The following is an 18,200-nucleotide window of genomic DNA, read 5'->3' on the forward strand; positions in this document are numbered from 1 at the left end:
GGTCCGGCGGCGGGCGGGACTTTCAGAACACGCCCTACGCGGGGGCGACCAGCAGCGGCCGGGCGCGTTCCCGCAGCTCGGCCACGCGCGGCTCGTCCCCGTAGGGCTCCAGCCGGTGCAGGAGATCGCGTACGTACTCGGTGGTGCGGGCCGAGGAGATGCGCCCGGCGACCTCCACGGCCCGGGTGCCCGCCGCGCAGGCCGCGTCCAGGTTCCCGGACTCCAGCTCGGCGACGGCCGAGACGACCAGCCGCAGACCGTGGGAGCGGACGAACTCCTCGGTGGGTCTGGAGAGCGCCTGCTCGGTGAAGCGCCGCACCTGCCGGGGGGCCTTCAGGTCGAGATGGCACTCGGCGGCGTCGGCGGCGAAGCGGTCGTACGAGTAGAAGCCCAGCCACGACGGGTCCGCGTCGCCGTCCCGGGAGCGCTCCAGCCAGCTCTCGGCGGCCTTCAGCGCGGCCCCCGCGGCCGGCGCGTCGTTCGCCTTCGCGTGGGCCCGCGCCTCGACCAGGCGGAAGAAGCTCATGGTGCGGGCCGTGGCCAGGCCGCGGTTGCGTTCGACGGCGGCCTGGGCGAGGTCGACGCCCTCGTCGGCGAAGCCCCGGTAGGTGGCCTGGAGGGACATGGACGCGAGGACGTAACCGCCCAGGGGGACGTCGGCGGCGGCGCGGGCCAGGCGCAGGGCCTGGATGTAGTAGCGCTGCGCGGCCTCCTGCTGGCCGGTGTCGAAGGCCATCCAGCCGGCGAGCCGGGTCAGCTCGGCCGCGGCCCCGAAGAGCGCCCGGCCGACGTCGTCGCTGTACGAGCCCAGCAGCAGCGGCGCCGCGTCCACCCGTAAGCACTCCGGGACCATGGACGAACGCCAGTCGCCGCCGCCGTACTTGGAGTCCCAGCGGCGCGCGTCCTGTGCGGCCTCCCGCAGCTTGGACACATCGCTGTGGCCGACCCGCAGCGGCGAGGCGTCGTGCGCGGCGTCGGGTCCCGGCTGCGCCGGGATCGCCGCCCCGTACCCGGAGGGGGGAGCGGACACACCGGGGGCCAGGAGCGTCCCGGGTGTGCCGGACGGCGTGCCGCCGGGGCTCTGCGCCCCCGACGCGCCCCGTGCGCCCTGTGTGCCGTTCCGCTGCGCGGCCGGGGCCGTCACCGCCGCCGTGGCGGCGCGGGCCACCGAGGGATCGGCGGGGGATATCAGCCAGCGGGACGCGGGCGTCGCGTAGGCGCTGACCGAGAACGAGCCCGCCAGCGACTGCCAGATGCCGCCGCCGCCCGCCCGGCGTCCGGCCAGATCCAGCCGGTACAGCTCGGTCGCCGAACGGACCGCCTCGCCCACGTCGCGCGGGAAGGCCAGCCCGACCTCGGGCGCCGGATCGGCGTCGGCGAGCCCGATCTCGTGCAGCGGGACCGGCCGGCCGAGCTTGGCGCCGATCGCCGCCGCGATGAGATGGGGCGCGGCGCCCTGCGGCACCATCCCCTTGGAGACCCACCGGGCCACCGAGGTCTTGTCGTACCGAAGTGTCAGTCCGCGCTGCGCCCCGAGGTCGTTGACCCGCCGGGCGAGCCCGGCGTTGCTGATTCCCGCGAGGGCGAGAACGGTTCCGAGCTTGTCGTTCGGTCCGCGTTGCTCCCTGGACATGCGCCACCCCTCGACACACAGACGGCAGCCGCGTCACCGTTGCGGCGCGCGGCATTCGTACCGGGTTCTCCCCAGGGACGAACCCCGTCACACCGGCCGCACACGCATATGGCCGAGCCCCGGGGAATATGCCCCCCTGCTGAGAACATCAGTAAACCCAGCGTAGTTCGCCGCATCCCTACCGTTAAGGGCCGGACGTCCGGATGGCGGGATTGTTGTCCGTCCCGGCCATCCGGGGCGTGCCGAGTGAGGTGAGTGGCGCGGGGGACGGGTGGGGCGAGCGGGGGGCGGAGGGTCCGCGAAGGAGCGGCGGAGGAACGGAGGGGGCCCCGGGGAGGGGGTGTGGAGCCCGTCGGCGGCTGTCCGCGGCGGTCCGGGCGCCGGGCGGCCGGTGGGCGCGCGGCCGGTTCGCGGGCCGTCGGCGGCGGGGTGGCCGCGGAGGCCATGGGGTACGGCTCCGAGCGGGCGGCCCGGCCGTGACCAGGGGCGCACCCCGGGGCGGGCGCGGTGCGGCGCGGCCTCGGGCGGTCGGTGCCACGGCCTCGGGGAAGCGCTCCCGCGAGGGGTTCGCGCGTGCCCCGGGTGTGTGGCCGTGCGCCCGGCCGTGCGCTCTGGCCGGGCCCCGGCGGGAGCGCTTGCATGGGTGCTGCGTGGGTCGGCCCGTCGCTCTGGAAGCGGCGGGCTGGGGGAATCCCGCCGCCTCATTCCCCGCAGGCGGCGGACCGGTCCGGGAGGTGGGGCTCGCCTCCCGGACTGTGCGTGAACGGAAGTGCGGGACCGGTCGCGGAACGGTGTCCGCCCCGGCCGTCGAATGGTGCGGCGGCCGCGGGAGGGGCGCCGGTCCGCCGTAGCCTCCCGGGAGCAAACCGGGATGAACTGGCTTACGTGGGGCGGTGATTGGCCGCCCGACCGGTTCCCGTCCCTCCCGAGATTGGCCGGATGTCGTCGGTCCGGCACGGTTGGGCCGGACGATTCGCGGACATCGTCGCGGACGGCCGGACGGGCAGCGGCTTTCCGGCCGGATCACAGCCGCTGCCCGGCCCTCGGGGGCCCGGACAACCGCCGGAGGCCCGGCCGCGGTTGATCACGGGGGCGACGCGCGCGGGCGGCACGCCCCGCCGGGGGGCCGCGGCCGCGCTCCGGCCCTTGCCAGGGGCGCATGCCCGTACGACGTGCGCCGCCCGTAGCCACTCCCGCACGCCGTTGTCGTGGCAGCATGTCCGCAACGGCGCCGCGCGTGACCGGAGTTCCCGCGACTGCTTCGCTGCGCCCCTTCGTCCACAGCCCGTGGAGGCGGCGATGCGTTGGTTGGTGGGTTGGAGCAGTATCGCCGCGAGCTTCGGCACGGCCGGAGCGGTCGGCGCCGACGACGACGGGCGCACGATGCACCCGGTCGGCTCGCAACTCCTCTGGGGGGACCCCGATCCCCTCTGGGCGGTCGGTGACTGGCGGCCCGACGAGATCCGCACCGTCCGGGTGGACACCGCCGAGGGCGCCCCCACCGCACGGCTCGCCGTCCTCGGCTGCTGCGGCGCCACCGACGAACAGCTGCGCGTCGGACTCCTCGCGGCCCGCGGCGGCGCCCTGCGCCACCTCACCGCCTGGACCGGCAGCTACACGGCCGTCGTCCAGATAGGCCGCCGGATCACCGTCGTCGGGGACCTCGCGGGCGCCCGGCCGGTCTTCTACACGCCGTGGGCCGGCGGTACGGCCTACGCCACCGCCGCGCTCCCCCTCGCCGACCTCATCGAGGCCCAGCTCGACATCGGCCACCTCGCCGCCCTGCTGGCCTGCCCCGAGACCCCCGAGGCCCTGCGCGACGGCACCCCGTACGCCGGGGTCAAGCGCATCCCGCCCGGACACGCGCTGATCCTCCGCGAGGGCTCGCGCGAGATCACCGGCTACGAGGCGGTGGCCTCCCTCGCTGTCGCCGCCCCCGAGACCGACCCGGTCAGCGCGGTCGACGGGGTGCGCGACGCTCTCGTCGAGGCCGTGCGGGCCCGGCTGCTCGCCCCGCGCCACGCCCCGGAGACCCTGCCGCCCGACCCGGGCCCGGTTCCCGGCATGGGCCCGGCCGAGCGCCGAGCGGCCCGGGGCGCGCCCGTCCCCGGCATCGGCTCCGACCTCTCCGGCGGCAGCGCGTCGGCGACGCTCGCCCTGCTCGCCGCCGGACTCCCCGGACTGCCCGGCACGATCCTGGGCCACGGCACCGGCGCCGGGGAACGGCTGCTCGCGGTCACCTTCAACGATCTGACCACCCGCGCCCACGAGGACGAACTCGAACGGGCGCGGGCCATCGCCGCCAACCCGAGGCTGCACCACGTCGTGGTCGCCGCCGGCGAGGAGGCCCTGCCGTACGCGGATCTGGCGAACGGCCCGCTCACCGACGAACCGGCCCCCTCCCTCGTCCTCGTCGAGCGACACCGCCGCAGGCTCGCGGCGGGCAGCGCCGACCACTTCGTCGGCGACGGCGCCCGGCAGGTCCTGGACGCCCACCCGGCCCGCCTCGCCGACCTCCTGATCGACCGCAGACGCCGCCATCTGGTGCGCCCGGTCGCCGCCCTCGCACGGGCCGAAGGCCCCTCCGCGCACTCCCTGGTCGTCCCGCTGACCGTCTACCGGGCCGCCCGCAGACTGGCCCGCACCTCCTTCCGCACCGGCCTGGAGACGGCGGCCGGACGCCTTCCCGAGGCCAACCGCCTGACCCCCGGCCTCGACACCCCCGCCGACGCCTCGCTCGCCGCGCTCGCCTGGTCCCGCCCGGGACCGGCCGCCCGCTGGCTGACCGGGGAGGCCCTGGCGGAGGTCTCCGTACGCCTCCAGGAGGCGGCGATCCGCCCGGCCTCCGTCCAGCGCCCCGGGGAGGCCCGCGCCAGGGCGGCCCTGGCGCGCCACGCCGCCGACCACCGGATCCTGGAACAGGCCGCCGAGGTGCGCAGCCAGCGCCTGCACGCCCCCTTCCTGGACAACCAGGTCGTCCGCGCCGCCCGAGCCGTCCCCGAGTCCCTGCGGGTCCAGCCGGGCGCCCGCGCCGCGATCCTGCGCCGGGTCCTGGCCGGTACGGGCATCCATGACCTGCCGCCCGGCTGGGGCACCCCCTCCCACGCCACGTCCACGGCCGTCAACCGCACCGGACTGCGCGCCGCCCTGCCCGAGCTCATCGCCCTCTTCGACGCCCCGCTGCTCGCCGACGCCGGACTCGTCGAGGCCCGTGTGGTCCGCAAGGCCCTGCGCGCGGCCTCCGAGGGCGAACCCCTGCCGCTGGACGGCCTGGCCGACCTCGCCTCCACCGAGCTGTGGCTGCGCCGCCTGGTGTCGCGCCGCGGCACCTGCTGGACCGGCACGGCGGCCCCCCGCCAGCGCGCCGTCGCCGGCGGCGTCGCCCCGGCCCGCCGCTCCCTCCAGCGCTGAGACCGGCGCTCGGGGCGCGCTTCGGGGCCGTACGGACGGAACGGGGCCCTCCGCACCGGTATCCGTACCGGTGTCCGAGCGGGGGGACACAATGGCGGAGTGCGGTATCTGATCCTGGGCGTCACGGAGGCGCGAGACGAGAGCGGTGGCGTGCTGCCGCTCGGCGGCACGCGCCTGCGCGCCCTGCTGGCCGCGCTCGCCCTGCGGCCGGGCCGCGCCGTGCCGGTCGGCGAGCTGGTGGACGACGTGTGGGCGGACGATCCCCCGGCCGACGCCCCGGCCGCCCTCCAGGCCCTCGTGGGCCGGCTGCGCCGAGTGCTGGGACGGGAGGCCCTGACCAGCTCTCCGGGCGGATACCGGCTGGCCGCCGGAGCGGACGACGTCGACCTGTACGTCTTCGAGAAGCTGGCCCGGCAGGGCGCGGCGGAGCTGGAGTCCGGCGCCCCGGAGGCCGCCGCCCGCACCCTGCGGGCCGCGCTCGCGCTCTGGCGCGGCCCCGCCCTGGCCGACCTCCCCGAGGCTGACCGGGGACACGCCCTGCGCCCGGAGGCCCACCGGCTGGCCACGCTGGAACGCCGCGTGGAGGCCGACCTGCGGTGCGCGGCGGCGCCGGGCCCCGAGGAGCCGCGCCGCGCTCCGGGCGCCGCCCCCGCTGTTCCGGGCACCGCTCCCGCCACTCCCGCCGCTTCGGGCGCCGCCCCCGCCGCCCTCGTCGCCGAGCTGGCCGGTCTCACCGCCGCGCACCCCTACGACGAGCGTTTCCGGGCGCAGCTCATCCGCGCCCTGCGCGCCGACGGCCGGCCGGCCGACGCGCTCGCCGCGTACGAGGACGCGCGCCGCACCCTCGCCGACGGCCTGGGCACCGATCCCGGGCCCGAGCTGACCGCCCTCCACCAGGAACTGCTGGCCCCCGCGCCGCCGCCACCGCCCGCCCCGGCCCCGGCCCCGCAGCCGGAACCGGAACCGGCGCGGGGCAATCTCCGCCCCCGGCTCACCTCGTTCGTGGGGCGCGAACCGGAACTGGCCGCGATCCGCGCGGACCTGGCCCGGTCCCGGCTGGTCACCCTGACCGGACCCGGCGGTTCCGGGAAGACCCGGCTCGCCGAGGAGTCCGCCGCCCACGAGCAGCGCACCGCCGCGGGCCCCCGGGAGGTCTGGATCGCCGAACTGGCCCCGGTGGAGGACCCCGACGCCGTCCCCGGCGCCGTGCTCTCCGCCCTCGGACTGCGCGAGACGTCCCTGCTGCGGGACGGCGCGCACGACGGGCCGGTGCTGCGCACGGACCCGGTCGATCTGCTCGTCGACCACCTCGCGCACGGCAGCAGGCCCCGGCCGGTCCTCCTGATCCTCGACAACTGCGAGCACGTCATCGACGCGGCCGCCGCCCTGGCCGAGACCCTGCTGACCCGCTGCCCGCACCTGCGCGTCCTCGCCACCAGCCGCGAACCGCTCGGCGTCCCCGGTGAATCCGTCCGGCCCGTCGACCCGCTCCCCGCCGACCCCGCCCTGCGGCTCTTCACGGAGCGCGCGCGGGCGGTGCGCCCCGATTTCGACCCCGTGCACGATCCGGCGCACGACCCCGAGGCCGTCGCGGAGATCTGCCGCCGGCTCGACGGACTGCCGCTCGCCATCGAACTGGCCGCCGCCCGGCTGCGGCTGCTGGGCCCCCGCCAGATCGCCGACCGGCTCGACGACCGCTTCCGCCTGCTGACCGGCGGCAGCCGCACCGTACTGCCCCGCCAGCAGACCCTGCGGGCCGTCGTCGACTGGTCCTGGGACCTCCTGGACGAGGACGAGCGCACCGCCCTGCGCCGGGTCTCCGTCTTCGCGGGCGGCTGGGACCTGGCCGCCGCCGAGGCCGTCGTCACCACCCCCTCGGGGCCGGGCGGCCCCCGCGCCGACACCGCGGACCTGATAGGCGCCCTGGTCGACAAGTCCCTGGTCGTCGCCGCCCCGGCGGCGGACGGCACGATGCGCTACCGCCTCCTGGAGACCATCCACGAGTACGCCACCGAGCGCTGCGCCGAGACCCCCGAGACCCGGTCCGCCGCCGAGGCCGCCCACAGCGCGTACTTCACCGCCGTGGTCGAGGAGGCCGAGCCCCGGCTGCGCTCCGGTGACCAACTGCGCTGGATCCAGCGGCTGGAGACGGACCTGGACAACATCCGGGCGGTGCTCCAGCGGGCCGTCGCCGCCGGACCGCCGGGTGAACCGGCCGCCACCCGGCTGGTCATGGGCATGGCCTGGTTCTGGTGGCTGCGCAACTACCGCGTGGAGGGCCTCACCTGGACCGAGCGGACCCTCGCCCTCGGCACGGACCCCGAGGACGACACGGATCCCCGCTACTGGCCCCGGATGAACGTGCACATGGTGTGGTTCTTCCTGGGGATGGACTCCCGGGCGGCCGACGTGGACACCGACGATCCCGGGCTCCAGACCCTCATGGGCCGGGTGGCCCAGGCGTTCGCCGGCTCCGCCGAGCAGGGCGCCCGCTTCCCCGGGCTGCTCTGGCCGATGACCTCGTTCCTCACCTGGACCACGGCGGACGTCCGGCTGAAGATCGACCGGGCCGTCGACAACGCCCGCGTCCACGGCGGGGAGTGGGAGTACGGGGCCACGCTGATGTTCCGTACGCACATGGTCGTCGACACCCCCGGCGGCATGCCCGGAGTCGACGACGACCTCGCCGAACTGCGCCGGCTGAGCCGCCGGGTCGGCGACCGCTGGATGCGCGCCCAGGTCGCGAGCGCCGCCGCCGAGGCGAACATGATGCGTGCCCGCTACGAGGACGCGCGCCAGGACTACGCGGAGGCGCTGCTGCTCGCCCGCGAGGTCGGCGCCCACGCCGAGGCTCCCTTCCTGCTGGCCCGGCTGGCCGAACTGTCCTACCGCACCGGCGATCTGGCCGCCGCCGAGCGGGACCTCGACCGCTCGGAGACCGAGGCGGAACGGCACCACACCCGCGACGCCACGTCGTACGTCTACTACCTGCGGGCCGTCATGGCGCTCCACCGCGGCGATCCGGTGGCCGCCCGCCGGTTCCTCACCGTCGCCCGGGAGGAGAACGTGCGCGGCGGCCCCGCCTCCCACTTCATCGTCATGCAGGAAGGGGTGTCGGCCCGGATCGCCCTGTGCGAACCGGAGCCCGGGGGCGGCCCCGCGGCGGCCGTGCGCGCCCTGCTGGAGACGCTGGTCGTGTCCCGGGACGCGCAGTGCCCCGAGATGGTCACGGGCTATCTGGCGGACGGTCTGGCCACCGTGCTGCCGCTGGTGGGCCGCACCGACGCCGCCGTACGCTTCCTGGCCGCCGCGGACGTCTGGCGGCTGCCCGTCCTGCGGGCCGAGGGCGAACAGGACGAGGTGGACGCCGTGGCCCGCCGGGCCCGGGAGGAGCTGGGGCCGTCACGGTACGAGGAGGAACACGCCGCAGGGCGGGGCCTGACCCTGGACGACGCCATCGAGCTGCTGAAGGGCATCGCGGCGGACCTCCCGTAACCCTGTCCGCCCGCCCCGCACCGCCCGTCAGACGCAGGTGATGCGCGAGTCGGCCCAGTCGGCGAGCGCGATCGCGCCGAACGGGCCCGCCGGTTCGACGACGAGCCGGATCCGTTCCTGACCCTCGATGCCCACCCCGACCGGAACGGCCGGGTCGTTGCCGTTGATCACCGGGGACTGCCACAGCCGTGTCCCGTCCCCGCCGAACACGGAGAAGCGCACGGAGCCGAGCCCCCGGGTCAGATCGTCCACGCCGACCATCGCCTCGTACCGCGTGCACGCCCGGTTGAGCTGGATGTTCACGGAGGACCTGCTGTTGACGGTGACCCCGTGCGCGTACCGCGTACCGCCGATCGACAGCGCGGACCGCTGCCAGACCCAGCTGCTCTCGCCGAGCACCACCTCGGGGCCGGAGTGGTCGCCGAGCAGGGTGTAGGCCAGCTCGTTGACCTGGTACACCTCCGGGGCCGGTGGGGGCGGGGGAGGCGTCGTCGGGGGCGGCTCCGGTGAGGGCGGCGGAGGCGTGGGCGTCGGCGTCGGAGTGGGGGTCGGCGTCGGAGTCGGAGTCGGGGTCGGTGTGGGCGTGGGTGTCGGGGTGGGGGTCGGGGTCGGCTCCGGGGCCGGCGGGGCGGGCACGGGAGCCGTCGGGGTGGGCTTCGGCGGGGTCGGGGACGGCACCGCGGGGGCCACGGCCGGGGGCTTGGCGACGGGCTTCGGCTCGGGACGGGGCTGGTCGTCCCCGACCAGGGCCCACACCAGACCGGCCGCGGCGGCGACCGCGACGGTCGCCGCGATCCCGGCCTTCGCCGGGGCACCGAGCCCCTCGGAGACGGCGGCCCCGCCGGCGGACGAACCCGCCGACGAACCGCTGCCGGTGGCCGCCGCCGCCGCGCCCGCACCGGCGGCGCCGACGGCACCGCCCGCCACGACCCCGGCGGCCTTGAGCGCGTACCCGGCGGCGAACCAGCCGATGACCGCGACCGGGAGCAGCGCGGGGATGCCCGCGTTGACCTGGGCCAGTTCGCCCGCGGCGAGCCGGCACTTCTCACAGGCGTCCAGATGGCCGCGCAGTCCGCGCTCGGCCCGCATCCGCAGCCCGCCCCGGGCGTAGGCGCCGAGCCGGTCGGCGTAGCGGGCGCAGTCGCCCCCGGCGGTCAGGGCCTGGCTCACATGGGCCTGGAGGTAGGCCTGCTTGAGCCCTTCCCTGGCCCGGCTGGCCAGCACCGACGTCGCGTTGGCGGTCAGCCCGAACAGCGGGGCGATGTCGCTGGGCGACTCCTCCTCGACCGTGGTGTGCCAGAGCACCGCCTGCCAGCGCTCCGGAAGGCTCCGGAACGCCTGCATCGCCATCGACTGCTCGGCCTCGTGCATGGCCCGTACGTCCGCGCCGAGGTCGAGCGTGTCGGCGTCGGAGACCTCGGAGGTGCGGACGGCCTGCGCCGCGAACACCGCGAAGTCGTCCACCAGGTGCTCGCGCTTCGCCGTTTTCGTCCAGGCGGCGGCGACATGGCGGACGGCCGTCATCAGATAGGCCCGCACCGCCTCCTCGGGCCCCTTGCCGCCCCGGACCGCCTGCAGGGTCCGGGCGAAGACCTCGGCCGTCAGGTCGTCCGCCGTGTGCGCGTCCCGGCAGCAGGTACGCGCGTAGCGCCGCACGGCGTCCGAATGCCGCCGGAAGAGCTCCTCGTACGCCAGGTCGTCGCCGCCGCGCATCCGCTGGATCAACTGCGCGTCCGACGGCGCCGCGTCACCGGGCGCGGCGCCCGGCCCGGTGGCCGCGGAACCGCTCACCGGGCTCCGCTGCATGGGCACGGCCGCGGCCGCCGCGGCGTCGATCGCGCCGGACCGCGCGGTGTCCGCCGCGTCGGCCAGGGTCTCGACGGGCGCGGGCGGCCAGGGGCCGGGGAGCACCGTGCCGCCGTCCTCGTCGGACTCCGGGGCGCGCGGCCCCTTCCGGCCCTCCGCCCGCCGGCCCGCCGGACCGTCCGTCCCCGTGCCGCCACCGCTGGAGAAACCTTCGAGCGACTCTTCCTGCTGCCCGTCACCGCTCATCGCGGACGCCCCCGTATGCGCTTTTCGGCCCCGAATACCGGGCAAGCGTGCCACAGAGCGCGGGAGCCGCCGCCTTTCAGCCCCGGCAACCACTCATCCGGGGAGTTTTCCCGCAGGCGAGCTCTAAAAGACACTCGTGAGGGGGAGGAGTAACGGGACGTGTTGACGGGGCAGTTGGGGTGGAACGGCACGAGATGGCCGAAGACCGCCCTTCTCGGGACACGTCCCGGGCCGCCCCCGGCGCACCCTCCGGACACGCCCCGGACCGCCCCCGGCGCACCCCTTGGACACCCCGGACCGTCCCCGGCGTACCCCTCGGACACGCCCCGGACCGTCCCCGGGGCGCCGCACGGACGTCGCCGCCACCCGTACGGGCACGCCCGCACTCCGCCCGGACCGGGCCCGCCGGTCCACCGCGCGGACGGGACATGCCCGCACCCCGTACGGGCCGGGCACGCCGGTCACCGCCCGGACCGGACGTGCCGGTGCCGGCCCACCCCGTCCGAGGCGGCTCCCCGATGACTGCTCCCGCTACTCCGACTGCTCCCGCTACTCCGGCCGCGAGCGCAGGCCCTCCAGCAGGATGTCCAGCAGCCGGGCCGAGGCGGCCGCCTGCTGGGCGGCGTCCGGCAGCGAGGGGGCGGCCGTCGCGATGACGAGCAGCACATCGGCCACCGTCACATCGCGGCGCAACTCCCCGGACGTACGCGCCCGCTCGACCAGCCGGCCCACGACCTCCAGCAGCTCGGCGGCACCGGCGCCGAGGTCGTCGGCCTCCTCGGACGCGGGGCGGCGCTCGGCCACCCGCAGACCGGACTGGCCGACCTCCTGGCGCTGTTGGGGCACCCGGGGCTCGTCCCGCGGGTCACCGCTCTCCGAGCCCTGGGCGGCAGCCGTCTCACCGGCCGCCGACGCCTCGTCCGACTCCACGCCGACCCGCAGTATCTGCGGGGGCAGCAGCCGCCCGGCGCCCGAGGCCACCGAGGTCCGCAGGAAGCGCGACAGCGCCGACCACGGCTCGTCCTCCTGGCCGAGCGCGGCGCGGGCCTGGGACGTCAGCCGCGCGGTCTCCTCCTCGGCTATCCGGCGCACCAGCACGTCCTTGCTGGGGAAGCGCCGGTAGACCGTGCCGACACCGACCCGGGCGCGGCGTGCCACGTCCTCCATCGGTGCGCCGTACCCCAGTTCGCCGAACACCTCGCGGGCGGCGCGCAGCACGTGCTCCAGATTGCGCTGCGCGTCGACGCGCAGCGGTGCCGAGCGGCCGTGCGCGGGGGCCTGCGCGCCGAGCGCGGTCCCCAGCGTGCTCACGGTGCCCGCGACCGCCGCGGTCCCGTTGGTCCCGCTTGCCGTACCGACTGCCCCGATTCGCCCGTTTCCTTCGGGTGAGAGCGCGGCCGTCGGCCAATGGGATTCCTGAATATGCATAACTGTTCCCCCGGTTATGACGTCTCCCCCCGGAGACTCCCGCCGTGTCTGTCGAGGGTGGATCGATGGTCACCGTCCGACACCCCGACGACATACGAACATAGTTGAGCCCGGGTCAATTCAGAAGGGGGCAGCCCGCCGGGAGCGCCCCCCGATCGGAGCAACCACCGCCCGTCCGGCGGCCCCCGGTTCGCCCGCACCCCTCCCCGTAACGCCTGACCTGCGGTACTTCCGCCCGACCGGCCGGAAAGGCGGAGTCGGCCCGAACGCGCGCTCCGGTCACACAATTCGCCGAGGCTGTGGACAAACTCTTGTGCACGTTGCGTCATGGGGTGGTGATGGCCTCAGAATCCGGGGGAACAGCCCCCGGCCCCCAGCCGGGCGCGCGCATTCTCGTCGTCGGTGGCGGCTACGTCGGGATGTACACCGCGCTGCGCCTCCAGCGGAAACTGAAGCACCGGCTGCGAAGCGGGGCGGTGGAGATCGTCGTCGTCACCCCCGACGCGTACATGACGTACCAGCCGTTCCTCCCCGAAGCGGCCGCGGGCTCCCTGTCGCCGCGCCACGTCGTCGTCCCGCTGCGCCGGGTGCTGCCGCACTGCACGCTCGTCGTCGGCGAGGCCAGGCGCATCGACCACGCCAAACGCACCGCGACCGTCACCACCCTCGCCACCGGCGAGGACGGCACCGGCGCCGTCGAGATCGCGTACGACGAACTCGTCCTGGCCCCCGGTTCCGTCTCGCGCACCCTCCCCGTCCCCGGCCTGGCCGACCACGGCATCGGCTTCAAGACGATCGAGGAGGCCATCGGACTGCGCAACCACGTCATCGAGCAGATGGACATCGCCTCCGCCACCCGCGACCCCGAGATCCGCGACGCCGCCCTGACCTTCGTCTTCGTCGGCGGGGGCTACGCCGGAGTGGAAGCGCTCGCGGAGCTGGAGGACATGGCCCGCTACACCGCGCGGTACTACCACAACATCAAGCCCGAGGACCTGAAATGGATCCTCGTGGAGGCCACCGGGCGCATCCTTCCCGAGGTGGGGGAGTCGATGGGCCGGTACGCCGTGCGCGAGCTGCGCGGCCGCAACATCGACGTCCGCCTCGACACCCGGCTGGACTCCTGCGAGGACCGCGTCGCCGTCCTCAGTGACGGCTCCCGCTTCCCGACCCGCACCCTCGTGTGGACCGCCGGGGTCAAACCCGCCCCGCTGCTCGCCGAGACCGGCCTGCCGCTCGACGATCGCGGCAGACTGCTCTGCACCGCCCGGCTCACCGTCGAGGGCACGCCGCACGCCTGGTCCGCCGGAGACGCGGCCGCCGTCCCCGACCTCACCTCCGACACACCGGGCGCACGCACCGCGCCCAACGCCCAGCACGCCGTCCGCCAGGCCAAGGTGCTCGCCGACAACCTCGTCGCCACCCTGGACGGCCGGCCCACCGAGGAGTACCGCCACCGCTACGCGGGATCCGTCGCCTCGCTCGGCCTCCACAAGGGCGTCGCCCATGTCTACGGCCGCCGGGTCAAGGGCTACCCGGCCTGGCTGATGCACCGTACGTACCATCTGAGCCGGGTCCCCACGTTCAACCGCAAGGCCCGGGTGCTGGCCGAATGGACCCTTGCCGGACTCTTCAAACGGGAGATCGTCTCACTGGGCTCACTGGAGCATCCCCGGGCCGAGTTCGAGATCGCCGCGGGACGGCACCCCCGCCCGGACGACGACGACTGTCAGTAGGGTCCGACACACTGGACGTGTGACCATAGGTGGGCTCACATCTGCACAGAGTGACCCGGCCGGCAGCGACCGACAGTGACCATCCAGGAGACCGTCCCAGGGGCAACCGACCACCAGCACATACTTGTGACGCCCCGGCAGAGGAAGCAGCCCGCCCGAGCGGACCAGACCGACACACGAGGCCATAGATTCCGTGAACTTCACGCGTTGGAGCGCCCGCCTACCCGGTGCGCAGCGCAGAGCCGCCCGGGACGACCGCAGCCCCGTCCCGGCGGCCCGCGGTGAGTACGCACAGGCGGACACCGATTCGAGCCCTCCCCACGGCGGTTCCGACACGGTCCCGGACGACACCGGGGCCCGGCCCGGCGCACCCACCCCCGAGGACCTCTCCACCCGCGACATCCTCGGCCGGCTGCCCGCCCTCGTCGCCCTCGTCCACGGCCCCGAGCACCGCATCGCGTACGTCAACGACGCCTACACCGCCGCGTTCGGCCCCCGCCCCCAGGGCGCCCCCGCCGCCGAGGCCATGCCCGAGCTGACCGAGCTGAGCCTGCTCCCGCTCATGGACCAGGTGCTGCGCAGCGGCACCCCCAGGACGGTGAAGTCCCGCAAGGCCGGCAGCGGCAGTTCCTACACCGTCACCTGCACACCGGTGCGAGGCGACCGGGAGAAGGGGTACGAGGGCGGAGTCCTCGTCTACGCCGCCGACGTCACCGACCACGCCGAGGCGGCCGAGCGGCTGCGCGCCAGCGAGCGCCGCCACCGCGAAACGGCCGTCACCCTCCAGCGCTCCCTGCTCCCGCAGGAGCTGGAGCACCCCGACGACCTGCGGATCGCCGCCACCTACCAGCCGGGCGGCACGGACGCCGCGGTCGGCGGCGACTGGTACGACGTGATCACCCTCGGGGCGGGCCGCACCGCGCTCGTCATCGGGGACGTCATGGGCCGCGGCGTCCGCGCCGCCGCCGTGATGGGCCAGCTGCGCACCGCCGTCCGGGCCTACGCCCGCCTCGACCTGCCCCCGCACGAGGTGCTCCAGCTGCTCGACGGCCTCGCCGCCGAGATCGACGCCAGCCAGATCGCCACCTGCGCCTACGCCGTCCACGACCCCAACGAGGGCCTGCTCGTCTACGCCTCCGCCGGGCATCTGCCGATCCTGGTGCGCGACGAGGACGGCACGGTCCGCCGCGCCGAGGACCCGACCGGTCCGCCGCTCGGCACCGGCGGCTGGATCCACACCTCGGGGACCATCGCCCTGCCGCCCGGCTCCACCGCCGTCCTCTACACGGACGGCCTGGTCGAACGCCGCAGCGAGGACATCGACGAGGGGGTGGCCGCCCTGGAGCGCGCCCTGGCCGGTGCGAAGGGCGCCCCGCAGGTGGTGTGCGACCGTCTGATCCGCTCCCTGAACGTGACGGCGGAGCACGACGACGACGTGGCGGTCCTGGTCGTCCAGCACCCGGCCCGCACGGGCCCGGCAGCGGAGCTGTTCCACAACGCCTCGCTCGATCTGCTCGGCGGCATCGAGGCCGCCCCGCGCGCCCGCGCCTTCGCGACGGGGGTGCTCACCTCGTGGCGCTTCCCGGTCGAGCTGTGCGACCTGGGCGTCCTGGCGGCGGGCGAGCTGGTCGCCAACTCGCTCCAGCACGGGACGCCGCCGATGCGCCTGGGCCTGCGCCGCACCGACCGCAGACTGATCATCGAGGTCACCGACGGCGACGACCACCTGCCGCGCCGCCGCCGCGCGGAGCCGGGCGACGAGGCGGGCCGGGGCATCTCCATCGTCGCGACGATCGCCACGTCCTGGGGGAGCCGCCGCACCCCGGGCGGCGGCAAGGCGGTCTGGTGCGAGTTCGCCCTGCCGCAGTAGCCGCCGGCCCCGGGGGTCCGGTCAGCGCGCGGCGGCGGCGACCGGCGCCGGTATCTCGGCCGTCGCGTTCTCCGGCAGCGACACGGCCACGACCCGCGACGGCACGGCCGCGAGCGAGGGCTGGTCCTGTACGGGGGTGAGCCGCTTCCCGAGCCGCAGCGCGAGCACGGTGATCCCCAGCGAGAACAGGACGAACGTGACGATGTACGGCCCGTGCAGCGAGGCCCCCATCGGGCCGCCCACGGCCGGTCCGACCGCCAGCGCCAGCTGCTTGCACAGCGCGAACGCCGAGTTGTACTGACCGACCATCGACTCCGGCGCCAGGTCCGCGACCAGCGGCGCGACCGTCGGCGACAGCATCGACTCACCCAGTCCGAACAGGGCGTACGTGGAGATCATCGCGGCCGTCGCCATGGTCTGGCTGCCGTGGCCGAGCCCGGCGTACCCCGCCACGATCCAGGCGAAGGCCCAGATCAGACCCACCGCGGCGATGACCCGGGTGCGCTTGCGGCGCTCCACCAGACGCAGCACCACGAACTGGGCGACGACGATGACGGCCGTGTTGGCGGCGAGCGCGATGCCCAGCGTCGAGGGCTGGATGCCGGCCGCCTCGGTGCCGTAGGCCGCGAGCCCGGACTCGAACTGTCCGTAGCAGGCGAAGAACAGCACGAACCCGAGGACGCACAGCTGCACCATCGCCCGGTGCGACAGCAGCTGCCGCAGCCCGCCGCGCGGCGCGGCGCCCTCACCGGCCGCCGTGCCGGTGACGACGGCGGGGGTGCGCGGCATGCGCACGGTCGCCGCGATGACGCCGAGCACGACGAACATGACGGCCTCGATGAGGAACAGCAGCGTGAAGGAAGCCGGGCGGGAGGTGTCCACGATCTGCCCGCCGACCAGGCCGCCGATCCCGAGCCCCAGGTTCTGCAGGAAGAACTGCATGGCGAAGGCGCGGGTCCGGGTCGCGGTGCCCGTGCAGCGCACGAGCATGGTGGCGAGTGCCGGCTGCATGACGGCGGTGCCCGCACCGAGCACGGCCGCGGCGAGCACGGCGGTGGTGACCTGGGAGGAGAGCCCGAGCGCCACGGCACCCACGGCGGCGATGCCGGAGGCGCCGACGAGCACGGGAAGCGGCCCGCGCCGGTCGATGACCCGGCCGGTGAACGGAAGCACCGCCAGCGCCGCCATCGCGAAGACGGCCAGCACGACTCCCGCCGTACCGGCTCCCAGATCCCGCACCTGCGCCACGTAGACGTACAGATACGGAACGGTGAACCCCAGCCCGAACGCACTCAGCGCGCTCCCCAGCTGGATCCGCCGCAGTGCCGCGCCCATTTCCCTGGTCACACTCACCTTCCTCAAGGTCTCGAACCACACCGTCGAAAGACTCGAACCCGAAGACTTTAGCACTAAAGTTAGAAGCTCAACAATTCAAGGTGAAGGACTTCGACGGCTGTGGGTGGCGTGCCATACTGCGCGCCATGTCTGACACCACCGAGCCCGGTCCGCAGGAGCCGAGCCTCGACGAGCAGATCGCCGCCTACCAGCGCGAGTTCCGCGACCTCGACCCGCAGGTCGAACAGGTCGTCTCCGCGCTCGGCCGGCTCAACCGCCGGATGAACGTGGCGTACGGACGCCAGGTCGCCGCCCTCGGCATCAGCAACGCCGAATGGGAGGTCCTCAAGACATTGGTCCTCTCCGGCGCCCCGTACCGCCTGGGTCCGGGCGAGCTGGCCAAGCGGCTCGGGCTCACCCCGGCCGCGATGACCCACCGCATCGACCGCATGGCCGGCGAGGGACTGGTGACCCGCGACCGCGACGAGAACAACCGCGTGCGCGTGATCGTCGAGCTGACGGACGAGGGCCGTACGAAGTGGCTGGAGGCCATGCGGATGGCCACCGACTTCGAGGAGGACCTGCTCCAGGACCTCTCCGGCGAGGAGCGCGGCGTCCTCGGCGAGATGCTGATCCGCCTGCTGCGCCGCGTGGAGCACGCCCAGCCGGACGCCGGCGGCCGCCTGACCGACCTGGACTGAGAGCGCCCCCGGGGAGGGGTTGACACGCCCCTCCCCGATCCGTAAGGTTCTTCGAGTTGTCATCGAGCCGTAACGGTTCCCCGACAGTCGATCCCGCCGCATCCGCGGCAACCAACTCTTCAGCACGACCTCCCGCACGGGACAATTTCGGCATGCCGAAATTCAGTTGCGAGGCTCGATTATGAGTCGCCGGGAGAATCCGCTAAGGTTTTGGACGTCGGAAGGGCCCAACGGCCCGGAGGACAAACCCCGCTGACTGGGAATCAGGCCCGAAAGGATCTGATAGAGTCGGACTCGCCGGAAAGGGAAACGCGAAAGCGAAGAACTGGAAAGCGAAAAACGCTTGACCCGCTTCGACCGGGAATCGGACACGAAAGAGTCTGATAGAGTCGGAAACGCAAGACCGAAGGGAAGCGCCCGGAGGAAAGCCCCAGAAAGTGTTCTGAGGGTGAGTACAAAGGAAGCGTCCGTTCCTTGAGAACTCAACAGCGTGCCAAAAGTCAACGCCAGATATGTTGATACCCCGACCTGCCGAAGGC

Annotated in this window: 9 protein-coding genes; 5 read left to right on the forward strand and 4 right to left on the reverse strand. The window is 74.7% G+C overall.

The features are described from left to right. Positions 1–34: 34 nt before the first annotated feature. Positions 35–1,633 (reverse strand): sporulation protein, encoded by a 1,599-nt coding sequence (locus ACZ4FH_RS02615; protein ID WP_467301710.1) that lies wholly within the window; start codon positions 1,631–1,633, stop codon positions 35–37. A gap of 1,299 nt (positions 1,634–2,932) precedes the next feature. On the opposite strand from ACZ4FH_RS02615, the gene ACZ4FH_RS02620 reads away from it, so the two are divergent. Together ACZ4FH_RS02620 and ACZ4FH_RS02625 are read left to right on the forward strand one after the other, a co-directional pair. Then, a complete protein-coding gene (locus ACZ4FH_RS02620; protein WP_467301711.1) occupies positions 2,933–5,044 on the forward strand; it encodes an asparagine synthase-related protein in 2,112 nt (703 codons plus the stop codon). Between the two features lie 99 nt (positions 5,045–5,143). Further along, positions 5,144–8,539, forward strand: a complete 3,396-nt coding sequence (locus tag ACZ4FH_RS02625; RefSeq protein ID WP_467301712.1) for an AfsR/SARP family transcriptional regulator — start codon at positions 5,144–5,146, stop codon at positions 8,537–8,539. A 27-nt stretch (positions 8,540–8,566) separates the two neighbouring features. Here the strand turns inward: ACZ4FH_RS02625 and ACZ4FH_RS02630 are convergent, their stop codons facing one another. Continuing rightward, complete coding sequence (locus ACZ4FH_RS02630; RefSeq protein WP_467301713.1) at positions 8,567–10,591, reverse strand: sigma-70 family RNA polymerase sigma factor; 2,025 nt, start codon at positions 10,589–10,591, stop codon at positions 8,567–8,569. 549 nt (positions 10,592–11,140) lie between these two features. Beyond that, entirely contained in the window at positions 11,141–12,019 is an 879-nt protein-coding gene (locus ACZ4FH_RS02635; RefSeq protein ID WP_467301714.1) for a TetR/AcrR family transcriptional regulator, read from the reverse strand. A 419-nt stretch (positions 12,020–12,438) separates the two neighbouring features. Between ACZ4FH_RS02635 and ACZ4FH_RS02640 the strand changes: the two genes are divergently transcribed. Next, positions 12,439–13,755 carry an NAD(P)/FAD-dependent oxidoreductase gene (locus ACZ4FH_RS02640; RefSeq protein ID WP_467301745.1) on the forward strand — a complete coding sequence of 439 codons (1,317 nt, stop codon included), beginning with the start codon at positions 12,439–12,441 and terminating at the stop codon, positions 13,753–13,755. Positions 13,756–13,948: 193 nt separating this feature from the next. After that, positions 13,949–15,625, forward strand: coding sequence for an ATP-binding SpoIIE family protein phosphatase (locus tag ACZ4FH_RS02645; RefSeq protein WP_467301715.1), 1,677 nt, complete (start codon positions 13,949–13,951; stop codon positions 15,623–15,625). A gap of 21 nt (positions 15,626–15,646) precedes the next feature. Here ACZ4FH_RS02645 and ACZ4FH_RS02650 read toward each other — a convergent pair whose 3' ends face one another. Then, positions 15,647–16,960 carry an MFS transporter gene (locus tag ACZ4FH_RS02650; protein WP_467301747.1) on the reverse strand — a complete coding sequence of 438 codons (1,314 nt, stop codon included), beginning with the start codon at positions 16,958–16,960 and terminating at the stop codon, positions 15,647–15,649. 146 nt (positions 16,961–17,106) lie between these two features. Here ACZ4FH_RS02650 and ACZ4FH_RS02655 point away from each other — a divergent pair, with 146 nt between their 5' ends. Further along, positions 17,107–17,661 (forward strand): MarR family winged helix-turn-helix transcriptional regulator, encoded by a 555-nt coding sequence (locus tag ACZ4FH_RS02655; protein WP_383632067.1) that lies wholly within the window; start codon positions 17,107–17,109, stop codon positions 17,659–17,661. Positions 17,662–18,200 lie beyond the last annotated feature (539 nt).

The organism is Streptomyces sp. NPDC024555, assembly GCF_055559335.1.